The organism is Streptomyces sp. NPDC001135, from assembly GCF_053598395.1.
Map to the genome: position 1 here is coordinate 3,074 of NZ_JBSFKD010000048.1, position 24,069 is coordinate 27,142.

General features: G+C 73.4%; 25 protein-coding genes and 1 pseudogene. 5 read left to right on the plus strand and 21 right to left on the minus strand.

The genetic code is table 11. The features are described from left to right. Positions 1–90: 90 nt before the first annotated feature. The 3 genes from ACWC94_RS38295 to ACWC94_RS38305 all read right to left on the minus strand — a co-directional run bounded on the left by ACWC94_RS38295 (position 91) and on the right by ACWC94_RS38305 (position 3,588). A complete protein-coding gene (locus ACWC94_RS38295; protein WP_450801913.1) occupies positions 91–378 on the minus strand; it encodes a DUF6158 family protein in 288 nt (95 codons plus the stop codon). Positions 379–755: 377 nt separating this feature from the next. Further along, a complete protein-coding gene (locus ACWC94_RS38300) occupies positions 756–2,375 on the minus strand; it encodes an ABC-F family ATP-binding cassette domain-containing protein (RefSeq protein ID WP_450801914.1) in 1,620 nt (539 codons plus the stop codon). A gap of 556 nt (positions 2,376–2,931) precedes the next feature. Further along, positions 2,932–3,588: a histidine phosphatase family protein gene (locus tag ACWC94_RS38305; RefSeq protein WP_450801915.1), complete on the minus strand. Its 657-nt coding sequence runs from the start codon at positions 3,586–3,588 to the stop codon at positions 2,932–2,934. Positions 3,589–3,668: 80 nt separating this feature from the next. Here ACWC94_RS38305 and ACWC94_RS38310 point away from each other — a divergent pair, with 80 nt between their 5' ends. From ACWC94_RS38310 to ACWC94_RS38320, 3 genes are all read left to right on the plus strand, one after another. Then, positions 3,669–5,162 carry a phosphatase PAP2 family protein gene (locus tag ACWC94_RS38310; RefSeq protein WP_450801916.1) on the plus strand — a complete coding sequence of 498 codons (1,494 nt, stop codon included), beginning with the start codon at positions 3,669–3,671 and terminating at the stop codon, positions 5,160–5,162. Between the two features lie 148 nt (positions 5,163–5,310). Beyond that, positions 5,311–6,132 carry a class I SAM-dependent methyltransferase gene (locus ACWC94_RS38315; RefSeq protein ID WP_450801917.1) on the plus strand — a complete coding sequence of 274 codons (822 nt, stop codon included), beginning with the start codon at positions 5,311–5,313 and terminating at the stop codon, positions 6,130–6,132. A gap of 41 nt (positions 6,133–6,173) precedes the next feature. Continuing rightward, complete coding sequence (locus ACWC94_RS38320; protein ID WP_450801918.1) at positions 6,174–6,344, plus strand: hydrophobic protein; 171 nt, start codon at positions 6,174–6,176, stop codon at positions 6,342–6,344. Between the two features lie 7 nt (positions 6,345–6,351). Here the strand turns inward: ACWC94_RS38320 and ACWC94_RS38325 are convergent, their stop codons facing one another. From ACWC94_RS38325 to ACWC94_RS38385, 13 genes and pseudogenes are all read right to left on the minus strand, one after another. Continuing rightward, positions 6,352–6,633 (minus strand): gas vesicle protein K, encoded by a 282-nt coding sequence (locus ACWC94_RS38325; RefSeq protein WP_450801919.1) that lies wholly within the window; start codon positions 6,631–6,633, stop codon positions 6,352–6,354. Then, complete coding sequence (locus ACWC94_RS38330) at positions 6,630–6,839, minus strand: gas vesicle protein (protein ID WP_450801920.1); 210 nt, start codon at positions 6,837–6,839, stop codon at positions 6,630–6,632. Before ACWC94_RS38330 ends, ACWC94_RS38325 begins: the two co-directional genes overlap by 4 nt. Further along, a complete protein-coding gene (locus tag ACWC94_RS38335) occupies positions 6,836–7,615 on the minus strand; it encodes a GvpL/GvpF family gas vesicle protein (protein WP_450801921.1) in 780 nt (259 codons plus the stop codon). Before ACWC94_RS38335 ends, ACWC94_RS38330 begins: the two co-directional genes overlap by 4 nt. Further along, on the minus strand, positions 7,612–7,947 hold the full coding sequence (locus ACWC94_RS38340; protein WP_351244477.1) for a gas vesicle protein: 336 nt from the start codon (positions 7,945–7,947) through the stop codon (positions 7,612–7,614). The genes ACWC94_RS38335 and ACWC94_RS38340 overlap by 4 nt, the downstream gene beginning before the upstream one ends. After that, the gene (locus ACWC94_RS38345) at positions 7,944–9,110 is read right to left on the minus strand and encodes an SRPBCC family protein (protein ID WP_450801922.1); all 1,167 of its coding nucleotides are present in this window, start codon (positions 9,108–9,110) and stop codon (positions 7,944–7,946) included. The genes ACWC94_RS38340 and ACWC94_RS38345 overlap by 4 nt, the downstream gene beginning before the upstream one ends. Then, on the minus strand, positions 9,107–9,721 hold the full coding sequence (locus ACWC94_RS38350) for a DNA primase (RefSeq protein ID WP_450801923.1): 615 nt from the start codon (positions 9,719–9,721) through the stop codon (positions 9,107–9,109). The genes ACWC94_RS38345 and ACWC94_RS38350 overlap by 4 nt, the downstream gene beginning before the upstream one ends. A 2-nt stretch (positions 9,722–9,723) precedes the next feature. Next, entirely contained in the window at positions 9,724–9,981 is a 258-nt protein-coding gene (locus ACWC94_RS38355) for a gas vesicle protein GvpG (protein WP_450801924.1), read from the minus strand. A gap of 33 nt (positions 9,982–10,014) precedes the next feature. Continuing rightward, entirely contained in the window at positions 10,015–10,782 is a 768-nt protein-coding gene (locus tag ACWC94_RS38360) for a GvpL/GvpF family gas vesicle protein (protein ID WP_450801925.1), read from the minus strand. Further along, the gene (locus ACWC94_RS38365; RefSeq protein ID WP_450801926.1) at positions 10,779–11,198 is read right to left on the minus strand and encodes a gas vesicle structural protein GvpA; all 420 of its coding nucleotides are present in this window, start codon (positions 11,196–11,198) and stop codon (positions 10,779–10,781) included. Before ACWC94_RS38365 ends, ACWC94_RS38360 begins: the two co-directional genes overlap by 4 nt. A gap of 65 nt (positions 11,199–11,263) precedes the next feature. Next, on the minus strand, positions 11,264–11,635 hold the full coding sequence (locus tag ACWC94_RS38370) for a gas vesicle protein GvpO (RefSeq protein ID WP_450801927.1): 372 nt from the start codon (positions 11,633–11,635) through the stop codon (positions 11,264–11,266). A 44-nt stretch (positions 11,636–11,679) separates the two neighbouring features. Next, a pseudogene (gene ligD / locus ACWC94_RS38375) lies at positions 11,680–12,616 on the minus strand (non-homologous end-joining DNA ligase). Next, on the minus strand, positions 12,613–14,460 hold the full coding sequence (locus ACWC94_RS38380) for a transketolase (RefSeq protein WP_450801928.1): 1,848 nt from the start codon (positions 14,458–14,460) through the stop codon (positions 12,613–12,615). Before ACWC94_RS38380 ends, ligD begins: the two are co-directional and overlap by 4 nt. A gap of 81 nt (positions 14,461–14,541) precedes the next feature. Continuing rightward, on the minus strand, positions 14,542–16,479 hold the full coding sequence (locus tag ACWC94_RS38385; RefSeq protein ID WP_450801929.1) for an FAD-dependent oxidoreductase: 1,938 nt from the start codon (positions 16,477–16,479) through the stop codon (positions 14,542–14,544). Between the two features lie 196 nt (positions 16,480–16,675). On the opposite strand from ACWC94_RS38385, the gene ACWC94_RS38390 reads away from it, so the two are divergent. After that, on the plus strand, positions 16,676–17,632 hold the full coding sequence (locus ACWC94_RS38390) for an LLM class F420-dependent oxidoreductase (protein WP_450801930.1): 957 nt from the start codon (positions 16,676–16,678) through the stop codon (positions 17,630–17,632). A gap of 83 nt (positions 17,633–17,715) precedes the next feature. Here ACWC94_RS38390 and ACWC94_RS38395 read toward each other — a convergent pair whose 3' ends face one another. Then, on the minus strand, positions 17,716–18,138 hold the full coding sequence (locus tag ACWC94_RS38395; protein ID WP_450801931.1) for a phage holin family protein: 423 nt from the start codon (positions 18,136–18,138) through the stop codon (positions 17,716–17,718). 80 nt (positions 18,139–18,218) lie between these two features. On the opposite strand from ACWC94_RS38395, the gene ACWC94_RS38400 reads away from it, so the two are divergent. Beyond that, positions 18,219–18,566, plus strand: a complete 348-nt coding sequence (locus tag ACWC94_RS38400) for a VOC family protein (protein WP_450801932.1) — start codon at positions 18,219–18,221, stop codon at positions 18,564–18,566. A gap of 22 nt (positions 18,567–18,588) precedes the next feature. On the opposite strand, the gene ACWC94_RS38405 is transcribed toward ACWC94_RS38400, so the two are convergent. From ACWC94_RS38405 to ACWC94_RS38420, 4 genes are all read right to left on the minus strand, one after another. After that, positions 18,589–20,574, minus strand: coding sequence for a DUF5107 domain-containing protein (locus ACWC94_RS38405; RefSeq protein WP_450801933.1), 1,986 nt, complete (start codon positions 20,572–20,574; stop codon positions 18,589–18,591). Between the two features lie 40 nt (positions 20,575–20,614). Continuing rightward, the gene (locus ACWC94_RS38410) at positions 20,615–21,514 is read right to left on the minus strand and encodes an arginase family protein (RefSeq protein ID WP_450801934.1); all 900 of its coding nucleotides are present in this window, start codon (positions 21,512–21,514) and stop codon (positions 20,615–20,617) included. Positions 21,515–21,555: 41 nt separating this feature from the next. Continuing rightward, positions 21,556–22,107, minus strand: coding sequence for a GNAT family N-acetyltransferase (locus ACWC94_RS38415; RefSeq protein WP_450801935.1), 552 nt, complete (start codon positions 22,105–22,107; stop codon positions 21,556–21,558). A gap of 73 nt (positions 22,108–22,180) precedes the next feature. After that, positions 22,181–24,061, minus strand: a complete 1,881-nt coding sequence (locus ACWC94_RS38420; RefSeq protein ID WP_450801936.1) for a CocE/NonD family hydrolase — start codon at positions 24,059–24,061, stop codon at positions 22,181–22,183. Positions 24,062–24,069: the final 8 nt, after the last annotated feature.

Consider the following 24,069-nt stretch of genomic DNA (forward strand, 5'->3'; position numbering starts at 1 on the left):
CCGGTCTCCCCGGGGCCCCCCGCCGCCCCGGGCGCTCGGGGGCCGCGGGCCGCCCCCCCGCCCCCCCCCCCCCCACCGCGTGCGTGCCGCTCAGGTGCCCGGCACGCCGGGGCTCGCCGTCTCGCCGCAGCCACGCTCGCGGGCACCCTCACGGGTGCGTCCGGCACTGACCAGGCGGCGCGGGTTGCGGCGCAGGTACTCGCCCTCCAGCTGCGCCATGCGCTCGTTGTGGGCCCGCAGCGCGTCGTTCGAGCCGTACAGCAGAGTGTCGTGGCGCGTGCGGTGGATCGTCTCCAGCTCCTTCATGAGCTGCTGGTCGTCCAGCCGGCTGGCGTCGACTCCGGTCATCGTGGGGCCCCGCTCGTCGTGTTCGTTCATGGGCTACGGGTACCCGCCCGGCGTGCACTGCCCCGAGCGGTTTCCGGGAGGAATCCATGGAGCTCGCGTTCCTGAGTCCACTGTACGAACATCCGGGGTCGTGGGCCTCCGCATACGTCGACCTGTCCCGGCACGACGAGGACATGGAGCAGCCGAGCTGCTGATCCGCCCGGAGGCGCCCGACACGCACCGCGAGGTGTGGCCCGGTCCTGGAGGACACCGGCGACGAGATCGCGGCGGGCGGCCTGGGGCAGTGCTGCGCTGGAAGTGACCGGTGCGGTGCCGTTCCGGGCCCGGGCACGGACGGACAGAGGGGTGCGGGGCCGTATCGGCATGCGGCCGCGCCGCGCCCCCTCGGCGAGAGGCGCCGGCTGCCGCTAGCGGACGCGGGACACGCGGCGCTCGTCCCAGACCGGTTCCGGCGTCTCGCGGACACGGCCGTCGCTGCCGAAGACCAGGTAGCGGTCGAAGGAGCGGGCGAACCAGCGGTCGTGGGTGACGGCGAGGACCGTGCCCTCGAAGGCCTCCAGGCCCTCCTGGAGGGCCTCGGCGGACTCCAGGTCGAGGTTGTCGGTCGGCTCGTCCAGCAGCAGCGCGGTGACGCCCGCCAGTTCCAGCAGCAGGATCTGGAAGCGGGCCTGCTGGCCGCCGGAGAGCCGGTCGAAGGTCTGCTCCGCCTGCTGGGTCAGCTCGTAGCGGCGCAGCCTCGACATGGCGGCCCCGCGGTCCTGGGCGTGCTCCTTCCACAGGATGTCGAGGAGGGTACGGCCCTGGAGTTCGGGGTGCGCGTGGGTCTGCGCGAAGTGGCCGGGCACAACGCGTGCGCCGAGCTTCCAGCCGCCCGTGTGCGTGACGTCCTCGCCGGCCAGCAGGCGCAGGAAGTGGGACTTGCCGGAGCCGTTGGAGCCGAGGACGGCGACCCGTTCGCCGTAGAAGACCTCCAGGTCGAACGGTTTCATCAGGCCGGTCAGTTCGAGTCGCTCGCAGGTGACGGCCCTGACGCCGGTACGGCCGCCCTTCAGGCGCATGGTGATGTCCTGCTCGCGCGGCGGCTCCGGCGGCGGGCCGGCCTCCTCGAACTTGCGCAGACGGGTCTGGGCGGCCGCGTACCGGGAGGCCATCTCGTGGCTGACGGCGGCGGCCTGCCGCAGGTTCACGACCAGCTTCTTCAGCTGGGCGTGTTTCTCGTCCCAGCGGCGGCGCAGCTCCTCGAAGCGGGCGAAGCGCTCGCGGCGGGCCTCGTGGTAGGTGGCGAAGCCCCCGCCGTGCACCCAGGCGTCGGCGCCGGCCGGGCCCGGTTCCACGGAGACGATCTTCTCGGCGGCGCGGGCGAGCAGTTCCCGGTCGTGGGAGACGAACAGGACCGTCTTGCGGGTCTCCTTGAGCTGCTCCTCCAGCCACCGCTTGCCGGGTACGTCGAGGTAGTTGTCCGGCTCGTCCAGCAGCAGCACCTCGTCGGTGCCGCGCAGCAGCGCCTCCAGCACGAGGCGTTTCTGCTCGCCGCCGGACAGGGTGCGCACCAGGCGCCACTGCGCCTTCTCGTACGGCACGCCGAGGGCGGCGGTGGTGCACATGTCCCACAGGGTCTCGGCCTCGTAGCCGCGGGCCTCGGCCCAGTCGGCGAGGGCCTGCGCGTACGCCAGCTGGGCGGCTTCGTCGTCGGCGGTCACGAGGGCGTGCTCGGCGTCGTCGACGGCCTTCGCCGCCTGGCGGATACGGGGCGGGGCGACGGAGACGAGGAGGTCGCGTACGGTCGTCTCGTCGCGGACGGAGCCCACGAACTGGCGCATCACACCGAGGCCGCCGCTGACGGTGACCGTGCCGCCGTGCGGCTTCAGCTCGCCGGAGATCAGCCGGAGCAGGGTGGTCTTGCCGGCGCCGTTCGGTCCGACGAGCGCGACGGCGGCGCCTTCGCCGACCCGGAAGGACACGTCCCCGAGCAGGGTCCTCCCGTCGGGGAGCTGGTACTCGAGGTGCGCGGCTTCCAGATGTCCCATGGCCAGGCATTCTCCGGGGCGGCCGGGATATCGGCAAACGGATATCGGCCGGCGGACACCGGTGACCGGCACCGCCCGCCGGCCGGAGCCGGTGTTCCGAGTCCGCGCCGGAGGGCCTCTCCGTGCTCGGCGATCCATCCCCCGTGTGCAGCGCGCGGTCTGCTCCTCCCGCTCGACGAGGCGGTGCCGCTGCCGCGTGCCGGGGGCCGTGCGGGCCCGTGCCGGGGAGAGGGTGACGGCACCGGAGTGCAGGGCGCGGCCGATGAGGGCGCCGTCGACACCGTGCGGGGCCGGCGCGGCGACTGCCCGCAGGCCGTCCAGGGCGGCGATGCCGCCCGCGACCGGCACGGCGGCGTCCGTCCGGTCGCACGCCTCGCTGGAGAGCTCCAGGTGGAAAGTGGAGAGGCCTGCCTGTACGCCCCTCCTCCCGCTGCTCGCCGAAGAACTCCACCGGCTCCGGCAGCGGCACGGCAGGCACGCTCCGCCCCGGCCGTATCCAGCGCGAACCCGCCGAGCCGAGTCCAGCGCACGGCGGACTCCCGCCGCCGGTCCGGGCCTACCCCGCTGACTCCACCCGTTCTCCCGCCGGGCCGGCCTCGCCCGCCGGTTCCACCGTGGCGCCCTCCCAGGACACCGCGTTCCAGGTGCCGGACGGGGAGCCCTCGAGGATGATCACGCCGGTGTTCTTCAGGGGGCGGGCGGCGGCGAAGGGGACGTCGACGTTGGCGGCGCGGGCGGCGGTCCACAGGCGGATCGCGGCGCCGTGACTGACCATGGCGACGGTACGGGCACCGCTCGCGGCGGCCTCGGCGATCACGGCGTCGTACCGGGCGAGGGCCTCCTCGCCGCTCTCCCCGCCGGGGATGCGCAGCGCGGTGTCGCCGGCCGCCCAGGCGAACACCGTGCGCATGTACCCCCGGCCCTCGGCGGATTCGCCCGACAGTGCCTCCAGGTCGCCGGCGGACACCTCGCGGATGCCGTCGCGCACGCGCACCTCGAGGCCGGACGCGGCGGCCAGCGGGGCGGCGGTGAGCCTGCTGCGCAGCAGCGGGGAGGCGTAGACGGCCTCGATGTCCTCGTCGGCGAGCGCCTCGGGCAGTGCGGCGGCCTGCGCCTCGCCGAGGGGGGTGAGCCCCGGACCGGGCACGGCCGTGTCCAGCAGCTGATCCACGTTGGACGGGGTCTCACCGTGGCGGACGAGGAGCAGGCGCATGCGGGGGAACTCCTAGCGCCGCGGGCTGGCCCCGGCGCGGGCGGGAACAAGAACCGGGCACTTCAGGGTAACCGCACCCCATGAGCCCAGACCTGGACCTGACTGTCCGTACCACCGGCCACAGCCCCCTGTGCCGGCTGCTGGATCTGGACGGCCGGCTGTTCGAGGCGGCCGCCGCCTGGCACTGGCCCGGCGCCGAGCGGGTGCTGCCCCGTCTCAGCCGCAGCGCGAACCACGGGGTGCTGTGGTTCGCGACGGCCGCCGCGGTGGCCGCGAGCCGCACCCCGAGGGCCCGCCGGGCGGCCGTGCGGGGCCTGGCCTCGCTCAGTGTGGCCTCGCTGGCCATCAACACGATCGGCAAGCGTTCCGTGCGCCGGGCACGGCCGGTACTGGACGCGGTACCGCTGGTGCGGCAGCTGAAGCGGCAGCCGATCACGACGTCCTTCCCGTCCGGGCACTCCGCGTCGGCCGCCGCCTTCGCGACCGGGGTCGCGCTGGAGTCCCCGGCGTGGGGTGCGGCGGTGGCGCCGGTGGCGTTCTCGGTGGCGGCCTCCCGGGTGTACACGGGTGTGCACTTCCCGAGCGACGTACTGGCCGGGGCGGCGCTCGGCGCGGGCGCGGCCTTCCTGGTACGGCGGCTGGTGCCGACCCGCTCCCAGGTGCGGGGGCCGGCCCGGCGGCGTGCCGAGGCGCCCGCGCTGCCGGAGGGCGACGGTCTGGTGATGGTCGCCAACCGTTCCTCGGGCACCGCCGACCGGGTCCGCGCGCTGCAGGGCGCGCTGCCGAGGGCGGAGATCGTCGAGTGTGCGCCGCAGGAGATCGGGGACGCGCTGGCGAAGGCGGCGGCCCGCGCCCGGGTGCTGGGCGTGTGCGGCGGCGACGGGACGGTGAACACGGCCGCCGGTATCGCCCTGCGGCACGGTCTGCCGCTCGCGGTGCTGCCCGGCGGCACCCTCAACCACTTCGCCTACGACCTCGGGGTGGAGGACGAACGCGATCTGGCCCGTGCGGTCCGGCACGGCGAGGCGGTGCGGGTGGACGCGGCCCGGTACCGGAGCGGCGACGGCGAGGGCCTGTTCCTGAACACACTGAGCCTGGGCGTCTACCCGGAGCTGGTGCGCGAGCGGGCGCTCTGGTCGCACCGGATCGGCGGCTGGCCGGCCGGGGTGCTGGGCGCGCTGCGGGTGCTGCGCGCGGACCGGCATCCGCTGGAGCTGGAGGTGGGCGGTGAACGGCGGCCGCTGTGGCTGCTGTTCGTCGGCAACGGCGTCTACCACCGGATGGGGCTCGGGCCCGGCCGGCGTACCGATCTCGCGGACGGGCTGCTGGACGTGCGGGTGGTGCACGGCGGCCGCCGGCCGGCGCTGCGGCTGCTGGCCGCAGCCGCGGCGGGCCCGCTGACCCGGTCCCCCGCGCATGCCGCGGTGCAGATGAACCGGCTCCGGCTCACCGGCATCGCACCCGGGACCCCGTTGGCGTACGACGGCGAGGTGACGGCGGTGTCGGGCGAGCTCACCCTGGAGAAGCTGCCGGAGGCCCTGACGGTCTACCGCCCGCTGCGGAGCGGCCTTTGACATGCCGACACATCCCGTCAGGACCGGCCCGCACCCGACACACCCAGTCCATATGGTGAAACGCGCATCTCACTATTCGGTGGACGCGCGTACGGTGGCGTGTACCGGCCCGCCGCGACAGCGGCGACGAGGGTGAAGGGGAACCGTCATGCCGAAAGCACAGGAGAGCGCCGTCTACACGCACGGGCACCACGAGTCGGTGCTGCGGTCGCACACCTGGCGGACCGCCGAGAACTCCGCGGCCTATCTGCTCGGCTCCCTGAAGCCCCACATGAGGATCCTGGACGTCGGCTGCGGACCCGGGACCATCACCGCCGGCCTGGCGGAACGGGTTCCCGACGGCCATGTCACCGGCGTCGACCACGCCCCGGGCATCCTGGAGCGGGCCCGGGCCACCGCCGCCGCGCGCGGCCTGGCCAACGTGGACTTCGCGGTCGCCGACGTGCACGCCCTGGACTACCCGGACGACACCTTCTGCGTGGTCCACGCCCACCAGGTGCTCCAGCACGTCGGCGACCCGGTGCAGGCGCTGCGCGAGATGCACCGGGTGACGAGGCCGGGCGGGTTCATCGCCGTGCGCGACGCGGACTACGCGGCGATGACCTGGCATCCGGCGGTGCCGGGCCTGGCGGACTGGCTGGACCTGTACGAGCGGGTGGCCCGCGCCAACGGCGGCGAACCCGACGCCGGGCGCCGGCTGAAGGGGTGGGCGCTGGCCGCCGGGATGCGGGACATCACGGCCACCTCCAGCACCTGGACGTTCGCCACACCCGAGGAGCGGGCCTGGTGGAGCGGATTGTGGGCGGACCGCACCCTGGCCTCCGCCTACGCGGACCGGGCCACCCAGGGGGGTCACGCGACCGGGGAACAGCTGCGGGCCGTGTCCGAGGCCTGGCGCGCCTGGGGCGGACGGGAGGACGGCTGGTTCGCGGTCCTGCACGGGGAGATTCTATGCCGTAAGGAAGCCTGATTCACCGAATTCGGGAAACCCGGAATGCAGGAGGTCATATTATGGTTCCCATCCTGCTGGTACTGCTTCTGGCGCTGGTTCTTTTCGGGGCCGGATTCGCGGTGAAGATTCTCTGGTGGATTGCCCTGGCGGTGCTGGTCATATGGCTGCTGGGTTTCGTGGCCCGCGGCACGGCCGCCGGCGGCGGCAGGGGCCGGTGGTACCGGTGGTGACGTGAGATCAGTCGCGCGGAAGCAGCGGCCCGAGCGGCCCGAGGTCCAGATTCAGGTCCTCGGGCCGCAGTCCGTAGCGCTCGCACAGCTCGGCCATCCGCTCCTCCAGGAGCATCAGGGTGAGCCCGATGCGCTCCTCCTGCTCCTCGGTCAGACCACCGGTGTCGAAGCGGCGCACGGCCTGCCGCTCCATGAGCTGGCGCAGGAGCTCCACGACGGTGAGCACCAGTTTCACCAAGTCCCGCTCGACGGTGTCGGGTTCCAGGTCGAGCCGGTTGCGCGGGGTCACATGACCTCCTCGGACGGGGGAAGGACCAGCTCGAACGGTGAGGGGACCGACTCGTTCACCGAGCTGATCAGGGCGTTCAGGTCGATGCGGACCAGGTCGACGTCCGCGATCCTCAGGGTGATGTCGCCGGTGATGACGACTCCGCCGGCCAGCAGCCTGTCGAGCAGGTCGACGAGTGCGATCTCGCGCCGTTCCACGACGGTCACGACTCCGCCTCCCCCGTGAACGAATAGGCGGCCCAGGGGCCGGTGAGTTCGACCCGGATTCCGGGTGCCTCGTCCTTTGTGCGGTCGACCAGTTCCACGAATTCCTCGGAATGCATGCGCGGTACGAGATAGGCCGCGTTGAGGACATTACGACCGGGCGCCGCGGAAAGCGCGGAATTCTGCGGGGGGTGCAGCCGGGAATCCTCGGCGTACCGGCACAGCCGCTCGTGCAGGGACCGGGCGAACGCCTCGGCGCGCTGCCACTGCTCCTCCTGGGCGTGGGTGCTCTCGCGCCGCCGGCGCAGATAGTCCCGGCCGCTGCTCGGCTTCGCGGCGGCGCCGGACCCGGGCCCGGCGGCCCCGGCGGGCTCGGGGGCCTCGGGCTCCAGGTACACCTTCACGCCCCACTCGACGCGGCCCTCCAGCCGGTCGAGGATGCGCCGGAAGTCGTCCTCGCGGGCCTCGATCATCGAGCGCACCCCGCTGCAGTCGCGGAAGACGGTCCCGAGCCGGAGCGGCAGCGGCGTGGTGACGGTGGTGAGCGCGTCGATCACGCCCTGGTGCGCGCGGGCGGTCGCGGCCAGCCAGTCCAGGTCCTCCAGGTGGGCCTTGAGCGCCTCCTCGCCGAAGTCGGCCTCCGGGACCTGACTGACGACCGCGACCAGCCCGTGGTGGTGCAGCAGCCCCGGCGGGGCGCCCGCGACGCCCGTGAGCTGGGACTGCAGGGGCGTCCCGAAGGGGCGGCAGACGGCGTACACGTAGCGCAGTCCGGTCATGGGGCCTCCTTCGGGACGTGGCCCGGCTCCAGCTCCTCCAGCCGGGCCAGCCGTTCTCTCAGCTCGGCGTTCTCCCGGGTCAGCTCGTCCCGGCGGGCCCGGGAGGAGAGGGCCGGGTCGCTCTCCCACCAGTCGATGCCCATCTCCTTGGCCTTGTCGACCGAGGCGACGATGAGCCGCAGCTTGACGGTCAGCAGTTCGATGTCGAGCAGGTTGATCCGGATGTCACCCGCGATCACCACGCCCTTGTCGAGCACACGCTCGAGGATGTCGGCGAGGTTGGCTCCGCTGCTGTGGCCGTACGGCTCGGGGAACCGGCTGGGCGTCGTCATCGACGGCTCCCGCGCCCGGCGTACTCGGGCTCCTCTGCTTCCTCGCCTTCTTCCTCGTCCTCATCCTCGTCCGGGTACTCGTCCTCGTCTTCTTCCTCACCCTCTTCCGCGCCCTCTTCCGCGGGTTCCTCCTCGTAGGGCTCCTCCGCCTCGTCCTCGTACTCCCCAGGCTCCTCCTCTCCCCCGCCTTCTTCCTCCTCCTCGTCCTCGTATTCCTCGGGCTCCCCCTCTTCCCCTTCCTCCCCCTCTTCCTCGGCCCGGGCCTTCTCGGCCTCCTCCTCTTCGGCCACCGCGTCCTCGTGGCTGCGGACCACCTCGCCGTCGCGGATCTCGCCACGCCAGGCGTCCTCCGCCTCGCCCTTGATGGTGATGAAGCGGGCGAAGTGCTTCAGATCCAGCCTGACCCGGCGGCCCTGGGCGCGCCAGATGTTGCCGGTCTTCTCGAACAGGCCGGTCGGGTAGTACTCGATGACCAGCAGGACGCGGGTGAGGTTCTCCTCCAGCCGGTGGAAGGAGACAACGCCCTTGGTGGTGCCCTTGGCCCCTTCCGACGTCCACTGGATGCGGTAGTCGGGTATCTGCTCGGTGGTCTGCGCCTTCCAGCTGCGGCTGGACCAGAAGATCTTCGCCTGCCAGTCGGAGTGGGTGTCGTCGGCGCGGTTCGCGCTCTTGACGCCCTTGGCGAAGCTGCTGAAGTCCTTGTACTGGGTCCACTGGTCGTAGGCGGTCCGCAGCGGTACGCCGACGTCGATGAACTCCATGATGACGGTGGGCTTCTTGCCCGCGCCGCCCTTCTTGCCCTTGCCGCCCCCGAGGCCTCTGACCGCGTTCATCACCTTGTCCTTGACGCGGGAGCCGCCCAGTTCCAGCGCGGAGCGCAACGGCCCCTTGCCCTCGGCGAGCTTGCGGCCACCGTCGAGCGCGAGCTTGGCGAAGCCAGGGCTGTTGCCCTCGGCTATGTCATTGAGCTTGCCCGTGGTCTCGCCCAGCTTGCGGCCGAGGCCGGTGAGCATCTTCGTGGCCTGCGCGGCCAGGAACTCCTGGGCCTCCGCCTTCAGCCGGTCGGCTGCCTCGCTGTGGGCGAGGCTGGTCAGCGGATTGTCCTTGGCCTCGTCCGTGGCCTTGCCGGCCGCGGAGGTGGCGGATCCGAGGGCCTCGGTCATCGGTCATCGCCGTCCTTCGGCTGCCGGGAGGCGGTACCGCGAGCGGCACCGCCGGCGGCGGCCGTCTTCTTGGCGGCCGTCTTACCGGCCGCGGTTGTCTTCTTGGCCGCGGTCTTCTTCGCCGGGGCCGTCTTGCCGGGAGCCTTGTGCGCCGCCTTCTTGGCGGGCGCCTTCTTGGCCGCCTTCCTGCGAGGCTCCTCCTCCCGCCGGTCCTCGTGCCCGCCGTCGCCGTCGGCCTCGTCCTGCGGCTCCTCCTCGACGTCCTCGTCATCGGAGCCCTCGGGACCGGGCACCACGCCCGACAGTTCGTCGCGCACCTGGGAGGTACGGCCGTGCAGCCGGTCGGCGAGCGCGTTCATCTGCCGCTCGACCATGGCCCCGGACGCGGCCTTGCCGACACCTCGCAGGTCCTGGCGCAGCTGGTCCCCGATCTCCTTGAACTGCGGGTTGTTCTTCAGCTGCTGGCCCACCACGTCCGCGAGCATCTTCGGACTGAGGTTCAGCTTCTTCCCGGCCACCAGAGATCCGACCGCGAGGGCCATCTTCAGTTTCTTCGTCCGTCCCAGGAAGTACCCGGCCCCTACGGCGAGGCCCAGTGCCATGCGGTTCATCTTCACGTCCCGTCGCCTGTGGTGTCGCCGGAGCGCAGGGCGATCTCCAGCCGGTCCAGCAGCTCGTCCTCGCGCCGGTCGAACTCCTCCTCGGTGATCTCACCCGCCTCCAGCTGCTCTTCGAGGCGGGCGAGTTCGGCCCGTACAGTGGCGGGGTCGTAGTAGATCCGTTCCGCCTCGCGGAGTACCTGGCCGATCACCCACGCGCCGCCGCGCACCGGTGCGAACGGCAGCAGTAGCACCTCACCGATCAGTCCCATGGACTCCTCCTTCCGTCCGGGCCCGCCCGTGGCCTACGCCTGGGTGTTCGCGCCCGCGGTGTCGGCCGCCGGCTGGGCGGGGCCGGGATCGACGAAGCTGTACGGCGGCAGGGGGCCGTTGATGCGCAGCTCGAGATGGGGGTGGCCGGCGCGGACCCGCTCGGCGGCGGCGAGGAAGTCCTCGACCGCGTCCCGGGCCACCAGGAACGAGACGTTGAGCAGCCAGCCGGTGGACTGCGGGCCGGCGCTGACCGCGGCGGCGGCCGGCTCCAGCTGGGCCTGCACCCCGGCGGCGTCCTCGGCCTCCTTGGCCTTGACGGCGCCCGCGACCATCTCGCCGAGGCGCAGCTTGTCGTCGTAGCTTCCGCCGCCCGACTTCCGGTTGGCCTCGGCGAGACCGCGGATCTCCGCGTTCTCGGCCATCACCTGGTGCAGGACGGCCTCTTCGACGTGGTTGCCCTTGACGTTGTACTCGACCTTGCCGTCCAGTGCTTTCAGCCGCTCCAGGTAGTGGTCCGCGCGCTCGGTGAGTACCTGGACGACGGTGTCGTCGTCGGGGGCCAGGTTCCCGAACCGCATCGGCAGCACACAGCCGGCCGCGCCGGTCTCGGCGAGCACGTTCTGGTGCGCGAGCAGGTCACGGCGCTTGGGCCGCAGCCCCTCGGGAGCGTCGCTGACCACGGCGGCCAGCTCGCCCGCCGTGAGGACCCGCACCGGCAGGGGCGGCTCGCCCACGCCGGTCATGCCCTCGGGGAGGGCGGGGTGCGAGCGGGCGGTGATCCCGTAGACGTAGGTGCTCACTCCTGCTCCTCCTTCCGGCGGGCCGTGGACTTACGGGGGCGGGGCCGGGCCTCGCCGCTCTCCTCCCGGGCCTGCTTGAAGGCGTCGGAGATGGTCTCCGCAGCTCCGGAAAGGGCGCCCTTGGACTTGCCGCGGGCACCGGACTCGGTGACCTCGCCGACGATCTCGGGCAGCCCGGGGCTCTTGCGGGGGCCGGCCTCCAGGTCGAGACGGTTGCACGCCTCGGCGAACCGCAGGTAGGTGTCGACGCTGGCCACCACGACCCGGACGTCGATCTTCAGGATCTCGATGCCGACCAGGGAGACCCGCACGAAGGCGTCGATCACCAGTCCCCTGTCGAGGACCAGTTCCAGTACGTCGTAGAGGCCGCTGCTGCCGCCTCCGCCTCCGGTCTGCTGTGCCGGGACAACGGTCATACGGCCGTTCCTCCTCCTGAGTAGTCGGTGCCACGGTGGCTGCGCGGACGGGGCGGGCGAGCGGTCTACCGGCCGCCGGGCCGGCGCGCGTCGGACCGCCCGCGTTCGTATCGGCGCACGCGCCGGTAGCCGGTGAGCTGCCCGTCGCCGTCGAGATCGACCTGGTAGCTCGCCATCAGGCTCATCGTGTCCGGAACCCTCGCGAGTTCGAGGACCTCCATCTCGAGCACCCATCCGTCCTCGGTCTGCTCGAAGGAGGTCACCGACTCAGGGGCGAGCCCGGTGAGCTCGGCGAGCTGGGCCCGGGCCTGGCGCAGCACCTCCATGGGGGCCGGCCGTCGCTCGTCCGCCTTGCTCCGCGCGTCGTTGCGTGACTCCTGTGAGTTCCGGGTTTCCCGTGAACCCTGCGACTGGGATGTGTCTTTTGTGTTCGACATGGCCACCTCCCCCTGCGGGTGGCCCGTCATCCCATGGCCAAACCTCAGGAGCGGATGTCCGCGAGACGCCGCCGGGCCGGGCCCAGGCCGCGCCCGCGGTTCGGCAGGCCGGCCCACGGGTCGGAGCGGGCCTGGTCGAGGGCGTCGGCGATCGTCCAGTGGCGGGCGTCGAGCCCGGGGTCGTCCAGCTGCTCCCAGGCGAGGGGCACGGCGACGGGGGCGCCGGGGCGGGCCCGGACGGAGTAGGGGGCGACGGCGGTCTGCGCGTAGGCGTTGCGCTGCACGTCGAGGTAGAGACGGTCGCCGCGGTCCTGCTTGCGGGCGGCGGTGGTGAGCAGGTCCGGATGCCGGGAGGCGGCCAGATCGGCCACGTCACGGGCGAATCCGCGCACCTCGTCGAAGTCGTGGCGGCCGTTGAGGGGGACGACGAGGTGGAGTCCGCGCGAGCCGGTGGTCATGGGCGCGGCGGCCAGCCCCAGCTCCTCCAGCAGCTCCCGCAGCCATCCGGCCGCCGCACGGACCCGGGCGAAGTCGTCGCCGGGGGGATCGAGGTCGAAGACCAGCCGGTCGGGGTGGTCGGCGCCGGCGGCCCGGTCGGTGCGCGAGAGCCAGCGGTGCAGGGTGAGACAGGCCTGGTCGGCGAGGTAGAGCAGGGTGGCGGTGTCGTCGCAGACGACGTGCGTGACCGTGCCGCCCTCCTTGGCGACCTCGGCCCGCCGGATCCAGTCCGGATAGTGGTCCGGGGTGTTCTTCTGCATGAACCGCTGCCCGTCGACCCCGTCCGGATACCGCTCCAGCATCAGCGGACGGCCCCGCAGATGCGGCAGCATGGAGGGCGCGACGGACCGGTAGTAGTCGGCGAGGTCGCCCTTGAGTGTACTCCTTCGCGCCCCCGCGGCCGGGGAGGAGGACCTTCCCGGGCCGCTGGATCACCACCGAACGGCGGCCCGCCCGCACGGTCCGCGCGTCGGCGTCGCTCATCGCACGACCGCCTCCTCCACCAGCAGCTTGGCGGCCGCCGCGATGCCCACGGCGTCGATCCCGGCCGCGTGCAGCTGCTCGTCGGGGGCCGCCGAGCCGGGCATGGTCCGCACCGCGAGCCGGACCAGCCGGGGCACGGGCCGGCCGTCCCCGAAGGCCTCCGCGACGGCGTCGCCGAGGCCGCCCTCGGCATGGTGGTCCTCCACGGTGAGCAGACAGCCGGTCTCCTCGGCGGCCCGGCGCACGGTGTCCACGTCGACGGGCTTGACCGAGTACAGGTCGATCACCCGTACCCGGATGCCGTCCTCGGCGAGCCGGTCGGCCGCGGCCAGCGCCTCCGGCACGGTGACCCCGGCCGCGACGACCGTCAGCCGGTCCTCCTCGCTGGTGACGAGCGTCTTGCTGCCGCCCACCGGGAACTCCTCGTCGGGGCCGTAGATCACCGGTGTCCTGCCGCGCGAGGTGCGCAGATAGCGGATGCCGTCGAGGCCGGCCATGGCCGCGACCAGCCGGGCGGTCTGGTTGGCGTCGCACGGGTACAGCACGGTCGAGCCGTGGACGGCACGGAACATCGCCAGGTCCTCCAGGCCCATCTGCGAGGGCCCGTCCTGCCCGATCGCGACGCCGGCGTGCGAGCCGACCAGGTTGATGCCGGTGCCGCTGATGGACGCCATCCGCACGAAGTCGTGGGCGCGGGTGAGGAACGCGGCGAACGTGGAGGCGTAGGGCAGCAGGCCCCGCGTGGCCATGCCGACGGCCGCGGCGACCAGCTGCTGCTCGGCGATGTAGCACTCGAAGAACCGCTCGGGGTGGGCCTTGGCGAACTCCTCGGTGCGGGTGGAGTCGCCGACCTCGCCGTCCAGGGCGACGACGTCGCCGCGGGCGGTGCCGAGCGCGGCGAGGGCCGCGCCGAAGGCGTCCCGGGTCGCCACCTCGTCCCCTTCGTCGTAGCGCGGGAGCTGGAGCACCTCGGTGGTCAGGTCGCGCAGCGCGGCGGCGGCCGGCGGCTCGCTGACCCGGACGTGCAGCTCGCGCGGTCCGCCCAGTTCGGCGATGGCCTCCTCGGCGTCCGGCAGCGGTTTGCCGTGGTGGCCCTCCAGGTCCTCGACGGCGGCGACGCCCTTGCCCTTGAGGGTGCGGGCGAGGATCACGACGGGCTGCCCGGCCGTGGACAGCGCCTCACCGTAGGCCCGGTCGATCTTGTCGACGTCGTGGCCGTCGATCTCGACGGTGTGCCAGCCGAAGGCCTGGAAGCGGCGGGCGTAGGCGTCCAGGTCGTGGCCGTGCCGGGTGGGGCCGCGCTGGCCGAGCCGGTTGACGTCCACGATCGTGATCAGGTTGTCCAGGTGTTCGTGTCCGGCGTGTTCGGCGGCCTCCCACACCGAGCCCTCCGCCAGCTCGCTGTCGCCGCACAGCACCCACACCCGGTAGCCGGTGCGCTCCAGGCGCTTGCCGGCGAGGGCGATGCCGACGCCGACCGGCAGGCCCTGGCCGAGGGATCCGGTGGCCGTCTCCACCCAGGGCAGCCGCCGGGGTGTCGGATGCCCTTCGAGCCGGCTGCCGATCCGGCGGAAGGTGAGCAGCTCGCCGTCCTCGATGGCACCGGCCGCCTTGTACGCGGCGTACAGCAGCGGAGAGGCGTGTCCCTTGGACAGCACGAAACGGTCGTTGGCGGGGTGGTCGGGGCGTTCGAAGTCGTAGCGCAGATGGTTCGCGAGGAGGACGGCCATCAGGTCGGCGGCGGACATCGAGGAGGTGGGGTGCCCGGATCCCGCGGCGGCGGACGCCCGCACGCTGTCCACGCGCAACTGCTGTCCCAGTTCGACGAGTTCGGCGGTGTTCATGAGTCTCCTTGCACAGAGTCGAGTGGGGTCCGAGGGGCGGCACGGCCCGGAGAACGCCGACCGGCGATCCCGACCGCCAGGTCACCGACCAGCGGAGCCCGAAGGGCCGGCCCGCTTCACGGGCCCGGGAGCGGGGTGGTCCGGGACGTCGGTACGCCGGACCGGGCCAGGGGCAGGATGATCCGGCCGGTCCGCACGCCTCACCGGGCCAGGGGCAGCATGATCCGGCGGATCCGCACGCCTGACGGGGCCAGGGGCGGGATGATCCGGCGGATCCGCACGCCTGACGGGGCCAGGGGCGGGATGATCCGGCGGATCCGTACGCCTCACCGGCCCGGGAGCAGGATGATCCGGCCGGTCCGTACGCCGGACCGGGCCAGGGGCGGGATGATCCGGCGGATCCGCACGCCTGACGGGGCCAGGGGCGGGATGATCCGGCGGATCCGTACGCCTCACCGGCCCGGGAGCGGGGTGGTCCGGGACGTCGGTACGCCGGACCGGGCCAGGGGCGGGATGGTCACCGTGCTCGGCGGCCGTCGGGGCGTCCGCCGGTGCAGGGCCGCGGGCGCGCTCCCGGGCATCCGGCCGTTGCGGCCCTGCCGGCCGTACCTGCTCCTCCCCCTGCCCCGGCCCGCCCGTACGCTCCGGCTCTTCCCCGGGTTCCGATCCGCCCGCGCGTCCCTGCTCGCCCGCCCGGACCGGTCCGCCGGGGCCGCCCGGGACGCGTGCCAGTTCCGGGGTGGCCGTGTCCAGGGGGACCGACCAGGAGCGTACGAGGCCCAACTGGACGCCCTGGCGCGGCAGCACGGCGTCCAGCAGCCAGTCGGCGGCCACCCGGACACGGTTGCCGGGCAGCGCGGCCAGGTGGTATCCGCGGGTGACCGCGCCGGCCGCCGGGCCGGACAGCGGGATGCCGAACGGGTTGGCGGCGGCCCGGGCCCCGCCGAGGTCGACCGCGAAACCCAGGTCACGGTGGCGGTAGGGCCGCCGGCGCCGGCCGAGGCCGAGCGAGGCGGCCACGTTCTCCCCCGCCACCCGGCCCTGCCGCCACGCGTGCTGGGCGGTCATCGGCGTGAACGACCCAGGGCGCTCCAGATCGGGTACGGCGGCCGCGTCCCCGCAGCCGGACACCTCGGGCCGGCCCGGTACCCGCAGATGCGGGTCGACGATCAGCCGGCCCCGCTCCAGCGGCTCTCCGACGGACTCCACCAGCGGATCCGGGCGTACCCCCACGCACCACACCAGAGTCCGGGTCGGCACGAACTCCCCGTCGGTGAGCAGCACCCCGTCATGGGTGGCCTCCTTCACCGACGTACCCATCCGTACGTCCACACCCCGCGCCCGCAGCACCCGGTCGGCGGTGCGGGACAGCCGCGCCGCCATCTCCGGCAGCACACGCTCCGCCACGTCCAGCAGCAGCCAGCGGGGCCGGATCCCGCCGGGCAGAGGGCTGCGGCGCGCCAGCCGGTCGGTGAGCAACTGCATGTGGGCGGCGACCTCGGTTCCGGTGTAGCCGGCCCCGACCACCACGAACGTGCACCGTGCGGCACAGACCCGGGCGTCCTCCTCCGCGGCGGCGAGCTCGACCTGCCGCGTCACGTGGTCGCGCAGGTACAGCGCCTCCGGCAACCCGCGGAACCCGTGCGCGTGCTCGGCGACCCCCGGGATCGGCAGCAGCTTGTTGACGCTGCCGACGCTGAGCACCAGCCGGTCGTATCCGAGGGTGCCGGTGCCGCCCTCGGGGCCGGTGTAGTGCACGGTGCGCCCGTCCAGGTCGACGCCGTCCGCCTCGCCGAGGACCAGCCGCACCCCGTGCAGGGTGCCCGGCAGCGACACGGTGACCCTGCGGGCCTCCAGGATGCCGGCGGCGACCTGGGGCAGCAGCGGCAGGTACAGGAAGTAGTCGGTCGGGTTCAGCAGCGTGATGTCGGCCCGGTCGCGGGTCACGCGGGCCAGGGTGCGGGCAGCCCGGTACCCGGCGAAACCGGCGCCGACGATCACGACGTGAGGTCGGCTCACGGTGCGCCTCCGGCGGTGTGGCTCGTCCGAGGCTTTCCGCGTAACCGGGGCCGGGGCACCCAAACGCCGGGCGGGTCACCCGTCCGCCGGTCACGGCACCCGAACGCGGCACCGCCCCGCGTTTCGCGGCGGGGCCCCCGGTTACCCGGGCCCGGGCCGGATCACACCGGGACCGGCCGACACGGAGGTGCGTTCCATGCCCGAGTACGGCTATTTCCTCGCGAGCGAGGAGCACGACCCCGCCGTGCTCGTCGAGCAGGCCCGGATGGCCGAGCAGGCCGGCTTCCGGGCGCTGTGGATCTCCGACCACTTCCACCCGTGGAACGACGCGCAGGGACAGAGCGCGTTCGTGTGGTCGGTCATCGGTGCCCTGTCGGAGGCGGTGTCGCTGCCGATCGAGACGGCGGTGACCTGTCCGACCGTGCGGATGCATCCGGCGGTGACGGCGCAGGCCGCGGCGACGAGCGCGGTGATGACCGAGGGACGTTTCCGGCTCGGCGTCGGCACGGGTGAGGCACTCAACGAGCACATCCTCGGCGACCGCTGGCCCCCGCTGCACGTCCGCCTGGAGATGCTGGAGGAGGCGATCCAGGTGATGCGCCGGCTGTTCAGCGGCGAGGAGGTCAACCACCACGGCCCGCACTACACCGTGGAGAACGCGCGCCTCTACACGGTGCCCGACGAGCCCGTCCCCATCGACATCTCCGGCTTCGGTCCCAAGGCGACGTCGCTGGCCGCACGAGTGGGCGACGGCTACATCACGATGGCGCCCCAGGATGAGATGGTCACGCGGTTCCGCAAGGGCGGGGGCGGGGCGAAGCCGGTCAGCGGCGGCACGAAGGTGTGCTACGGCACCGATCGCGAGCAGTGCGTCCGTACGGTGCACTCGCTCTGGTACAACGAGCTGCTGCCCGGCGAGATGGGGCAGGTCCTGCCGTCGCCGCGGCACTTCGAGCAGCTGCGCGAACTGGTCACCGCGGACATGGTCCGCGAGAAGGTGGTGTGCGGGGACGACGTCGAGCAGCACGTGTCCACGCTGAGGGCGTTCGCCGACGCCGGGTTCGACCGGGTGTACGTGAACCAGATCGGGCCGGATCAGAAGGGGTTCTTCGACTTCTACCGGACGAAGGTGCTGCCCCGGCTCGCCGGATGAGGCCGGACGGGGATGTCTTCACGGGGGTGTCCTCCACCCGGGCCTCGGGCCCGGGTGGCCTCCCGACCTGGGGCCCGGTGGCCTCAGGCCCTGTGGTGGCCCGTGTCCGGGGGCTCCGCCGGCATCGGCGGGTACGGCGTGCCCAGGCCGCTCGGTGGGGCGCCCGGGGCGGTGCCGCCGACGACACGGCCCGGCGGGGACGGATGGCCGTGCTTCGGGTGGGCGGCGGCCCCCCGCAGCGCGTAGGCCGCCGCGCCCAGGATCGCCGCCGTGATCAGGGCGGCGGCCCAGCCGGGCAGCCCCATCGCCAGGGCGAGGCCGACGGCCAGGGCCACGGCGGCGCCCGCGTACAGGGCGGCGGCGCCGGACGCGGCGTAGAGCAGGGCGGTACGGCGCTGCTTGCGGCTCTGCTCGCGCAGCTCGTCGCGTACCGTCTCGCGTGCCACCTGTGCCAGCTCCTCGACAAGGTGCCGGTCCAGGTGCTCCAGGTGATCCGAAGGGTCCATACCCTGCGGGTACCCGGCGGACACGGCCGGTAACGCGGGCGCCCTGCACGGCCCGGGCCGCCCCAACTACGCTCGGACGCATGGAGATTCTGGGCGCCTCGCTGCGCATCTGCGTCGACGACCTCGAGACCGCGATCCCCTTCTACGAGCGGCTGGCGGGCGGCAGAGCCCTGCGTTTCGAGCGCGGCGGGGTCCAGGTCGCCGCGATCGGCTCGTTTCTCCTGATGAGCGGCCCGGAGGCGGAGCTGGAGATCCTGCGCCGGGTGGCGGCGACCATCGCGGTCAAGGACGTGGACGAGGCGCACCGGCTGCTGACCGACCTCGGTGCCCGGATCGTCGCGGGGCCGGTGGCGACGCCGGTGGGCCGGAATCTGCTGGCGGTGCACCCGGACGGGTCGGTCTTCGAGTACGTCGACCAGCGGGCCTGAGCCGTCCGGCCCCGGCAGTTGCTCAGGCCGTCTCGGGCCGCATCCGGAAGTCGTGGCGGGCGGGCAGCGGCTCGTCGGTGAGGCGGGCCCACAGCCGGCCGATCGTCTCCTCCGCCTCCCGCAGGTCGGCGACCTCGAAGCCCGCGTCGAAGACGGCCCGGGCGTCCTCGGGCCGTCCCTCGGTGAGGAGCAGTTCGGCTTCCAGGAGCCGGAACCGGCCACGCCGGCGGACGGCGGGCAGCAGCCGGTCCCAGACGGCGCGGGCGTCCGCCGTCCGCCGCACCCGAAGCAGCGCCTCAAGGGTTTCCCGGCCGAGCGCGGCGACGGCGGCGGTCCATGCCTCGCCGTCGTCGCGCCGCTCGCGGCACAGGTCGTCGAAGGCGTCGGCGTAGCGTTCGGCGGCCCGCTCGTGGTGCCCGGACTCCTGGTCGGCGACGGCCAGGCAGCGCAGCAACGGCCAGAGTGAGGGCGCGAGTTCGAGGGCGCGTTCCCAGCTGCGGACGGCCTGGGCGCGGTCGCCGGCGTGCCACTGGGCGATCCCGAGGTGGTACTCGGTGTGCGGGGTGGCGGGCGCGGTCTCCAGCATGTCCCGCCAGTGCGGGGCGACGAGCGTCTCGCCGGGCGGCCGTACCCGGCGCGGCTCGGGCAGCGCGCCGGTGCGCAGCAGTTCCCGCCAGGGGGCCTGGGGCGCGCCGAGGGTGGACGCGGGGAACGGGGTGCCGGGCAGTTTCCAGTCGGCGCGCAGCACTTCGAGGGCGCCCCAGCCGGACCCGGTGGCCAGCGTCTCGGCGGGCTCGGTGTCGGCGTACGGTTTCCAGGCCGCGTACGCCTCCTCGACGCGGGTGCGGGGCAGGACCGACTCCAGCTGTTCCCGGGCCCCTTGGACGGCCTGCGTCCACTCACCGTCCAGGGACGCGGCGAGCGGGCCGTACGCCTCCAGCCAGGACACCTCGCTCTCGGCGTCCAGCCGGACGTGTTCCAGCTGGGTGCGGGCGAGGCCGGCCTGGATCTCGCAGTAGCCGCCGGTGCCGGGTTCCGTCAGCCACTCCTGCCAGCGCCGTCCGCCGGGCCGGTGGCCCCACACGAAGAGCTTGCGGCCGCGCAGGGTGTCGGTGGAGGTCTGCACGAGCCCGTGCCCGTCGGCGGCCAGGGCGGCGATCCAGCGGCGGCGGCCGTCCGGCACGTCGTAGAAGTAGTCGGCGGCGTAGGGGCTGTTGAGGGGGCGGGTGCGGTCGATGCCGTCGTACGACGGGACGGGGACCCTGCGCAGGCGGCGCTCGTGGCCGATGGGGGCACCTTCCGCGCAGTGGGGGAGCCACGCCTCGTCGGCGGGGACGAGGACCCGGACCTCCTCCGGCACCGCGGTGTTGGACCACCAGTAGGCCGGCACCGGCCGCTCGTGCGGGTTGCGGATGCGGACGCCTGCGTAGAGGAAGTCGGAGCCGTCGGGCAGCCACAGGTCCACCTGGAAGGGCAGGTCCCGCAGCCGCTCCCACTCCCACAGACGCAGCATCTCTCCCCCGTCGGGGGCGGGGACGCGGGCGGCGTGCAGGGGGGCGCAGGAGAGGGTGGTGTGGCCGGTGGCGCCGATGTTCCATTCGATGCCGCCGGAGTACCAGGCGCCGTTGAGGGCGAAGCCGGCCGGCTGGAACACCGGGTTGCGGTAGAGGAGTTCACGGCCGGTGGGCAGGTGGATCAGGGAGGCGACCCGGCCGCCGAGACCGGGCAGGACGGTGGCGCGCAGCCGGTCGTTCTCGATCACCAGGGCGTCGAGGGCGCGGGGCTCGCGGACTCTGTCGTAGCCGTCGCGGACGCGCACCGGGAGCAGGCTGCGCAGGGGCTCGTACCCCGGCCGGCGAGCCATGCCCGCGGACATGGCGTCCTCGTCGCGGTCCTCGGTGCGGTGGACCTGGTCGAGGAGGCGCAGCGGGGGCAGGGGGTTGTCCGGGCCCAACCGCGCGGCGGGCAGCGTCAGTACCTCACGTCGGATCCTCGTCACGATCACCATGGAACCCGGCGGCGCGGCAGTCGGCCAGGGGACCTGCTGGTCAGGATTGCGCAAAGGCGTCCACGACCAGGTCGGTGAGCAGCGCGCCCGCCGTTCCCCCGGGGTCGAGGTCGGGGTCGTAGATGGTGACGTTGAGGCCGACGCAGTGCGGGGAGGCGACCAACGGGCGCAGCAGGGCGGCCAGTTCGTCGGGCCGCAGGCCGTCCGGGTCGGGGCTGTCGACGGCGGGCATGACGGACGGGTCGAGGACGTCGGCGTCCAGGTGCACCCAGAAGCCGTCGAGGTGCGGGGCCCCGAAGTCCTGGGCGGCGGCCCGGGCGACGGCCTCGGCGCCCCGGGCGCGGACGTCCGCGACGGTGGCCACGGGGACCTTCAGGGCGGCGAGTTCGGCACGCTCGTCCTCGAAGCAGTCGCGGATGCCGAAGAACCGCACGTCCTCGTCGCGGAGGTAGGGCCCGAGCCCCTCCAGGTCCGTCAGGTCCCGCTGTCCGCGGCCGGTGGCGAGCGCGACCTCCTCGCCGCCCGCCGCGCCGATCCGGTCGGAGTTGCCCGGGTGGCGGAAGTCCGGGGAGGCGTCGATCGCGGCCAGCCCGTACCGGCCCAGCCGGCGCAGGGCGAGGGAGGCACCGAGCTGGATGGAGCAGTCGCCGCCGAGGACGACGGGGAAGTCACCGGCGCGGACGTGGTGTTCGATCCGGTCGGCGAGCCGGACGGTGTAGGCGGCGAGCGCGGACGCGTTGAAGACGCCGTCGCCCTCCTGCCAGTCGCCCCGGTCGTAGCGCGGGGGCACGACGACGCCGCCCTCCCGGGCGCCCAGCCGCTGGAGGATGCCCTGTTCCCGCAGGGCCCCGGCGAGCTTGTAGCAGCCGGGTACGGTGCCGGGGGCGGGTGGGCGCAGGCCGAGGTTGGAGGGGGCGTCGAGCACCACGAGAGTCCGCATGCTCTCCATCCTCACCGATACTCCCCCTGCCCACCGGACGATCAGCCGGACGCCCTCATCTCCTGGGTCAGCGCCCAGCGTTCGTGGTCGCGCCAGGCACCGTCGATGTAGATCATGTTCGGTGAGAAGCCCTCGTGCCGGAACCCGGCGCCCCGGGCGAGCGCGAGGGAGGCGGTGTTCCCGGGCTGCGCGTTGATCTCCAGCCGGTGCAGTCCCAGCGGCCCGAAGGCGTACCCGATGACCAGGTCGAGGCCCTCGCGCATCAGGCCGCGCCCGGCGGCGTGGGCGAAGGCCCCGTAGCCGAGGGCGCCGCACTGGAAGCCGCCGCGCACGATGTTGTTGATGTTGATGTACCCGGCGATGTCGCCGCTGTCCTTCTCGCACACCAGGAAGCCGGCCTTGGTCGGGTCCTCGATCAGCCGGCGGGCGTAGGCGGCGTAAGCCTCCTCGGTGTCCGGCGGGAACAGCCAGGGCCGGTGCAGATCCTTGCTCTCGCGGGTCAGTGCGGTGAACTCCGGGCCGTCCTCGAGGGTGAAGTGACGGATGGCCACCCGGGGCCCCTCGGCGAGGTAGTGGGGTGCGGTGTGCGGCATCGGGTCAGCTTACGGCGTCGTCGGCCGCCCGGTCGCCCGGTTTCGCACCCCGCCGCCTCGTCCCGGGGCGGGCTCAGCCGCCGACGGCCGGCAGCCGCAGCACCCCGGTGTCCCCGGGTGCGCTGACCACGGTCACCGGCTTGATCCCCCGGTTGCCGAAGTAGGCGTCGTCGCTCGCCGCGATCACGAACCGCAGGCGGTGCCCGGGCGCGTACCGGTGCACGATGCCCGGCAGGGTGGCGGTGAAGCTCTTGGTGACGTCGGGCACCCGGACCGGTGCGACCAGCCGGTGGACCAGTGTCTGGGCGCCGTCGGGCGCGACGTCGTACAGCTTGGCGAACAGCACCAGCCGGTCGGCGGCGTCGCCGGAGTCCTGGGCGTGTTCGGCCTGCGGGGAGACGACCCTGAGGGTGACCCGGGGGGCTCCGACGAGGTCGAGGTTCCTGGTGAGGGGGGCGCCGGTCCAGGCGAGGTAGGTGCCCTCGGTGTCGTACGGCGCCGGGTCGGGCAGGCCGACGGATCCGGTCAGGGAGCTTTCCGAATGGCTCGTGGGGACGGGTCCGTTGACGTAACCGCGGCTGCCGCGGGCGACCTCGGCGCGGTCGTCGACCAGTGTGCCGTCCCCGGAGAGGTAGAGGGTCCGGCTGAGGGCGGGGACCCGGTCGGCGGTGGCGTAGGTGCGGGCGGGGTCGGTGATCCAGTCCCGGTAGTAGGCGAAGGCGGGGCCGGTGCCGGTGGCCTCGTGCTTCTTCAGGTAGCGGTCGAACCAGGCGAGGATGCGCCGGCCGACATAGCTGGACTCCAGGGTGCCCTGGACCAGGTTGAGTTCGCCGGGCGCGGGGGCGGTCATTCCGCCGCTGTGGCCCCAGGACTGCCAGATCAGCGCGGCCGGGGTTCCCTGGTCCCTGAGGGTGTGGTAAGTGGCCGTGGCCTCGTTGAGGTTGAACAGGCTGTCGGCCTGGCCCTGGACGAGCAGGGTGGGCGCCTGCACGCGGGGGAGGTAGCTCGTCGGGGAGACGCTGCGGGCGTAGGCGAGCAGCCGGGCGGTGCGGCCGGCCGGGTAGCTGCCGGAGTTGAGCGTGCGCACGGTGTCGCAGACGTCGGAGACGAAGTGCAGACAGGCCAGCGCGTTGATCCGGGACGGATCGAGGTTCGGGACGGTCAGCGGCTGGCTCTCGCCGGCCAGGTAGAAGCCGTTGGTCCACTGCCACTTGAAGGCGCCGGGCACGCGGGGGGCGCCGACGGCGTTGTTCGGGTCCAGGGAGTAGGCGAGGTCGTTCCAGGTGACGAGCGGGACGAGGGCGTCGACGCGGTGGTCGACGGAGGCCGTGGCCAGCTGGATCGCGCCACCGTAGGAGCCGCCGATCATGCCGACGCGGGGGTCGCCGGGGGCGTCGAGGGTGACGAAGTCGGCGCGGGTGCCGTCGTCGGCGGCGCGCTTGCCGCCGAGGAAGTCGACCAGCCGGGAGGCGGCCCTGCCGTCGATACCGGGATCGTCCAGGGAGATCAGGCAGCCGCTCTGGCCGAAGCCGAGGCCGGAGTAGACGAGGGAGACGTAGCCGCGCGCGGCGAATTCCTTGCCGATGGCGTCGGTGGAGCCGTCCGACTTGCTGCCGCCGAAGCCGTTGGTGCCGAGGACGGCGGGTGCGGGGTGGGCGTGGTCGACCCCGGCGGGACGGTACAGGTCGGCGTCGACCGCGCATCTGCGGCCGCCGGCCTCCACGGTGAACTTCAGCGGCGTGACGGTGTACTGACCGCTCGCGGGGGCCGGGCCGGCGGCGAGCGTGAGGGGTGCGGTGAGGGCCACGCCGAGGAGCGCGGCGAGGGCCTTTGGTCCTGGGGCGGCAGGGGATCGGGACGCGCGGCGGCGCGCCGGTCGGGACACACGTCGGGGCACGGGGTCCTCCACACTGAGGCACACGGATACCGACCAGCAGGTCTGGCCGAGGAGCATGCTGTGAC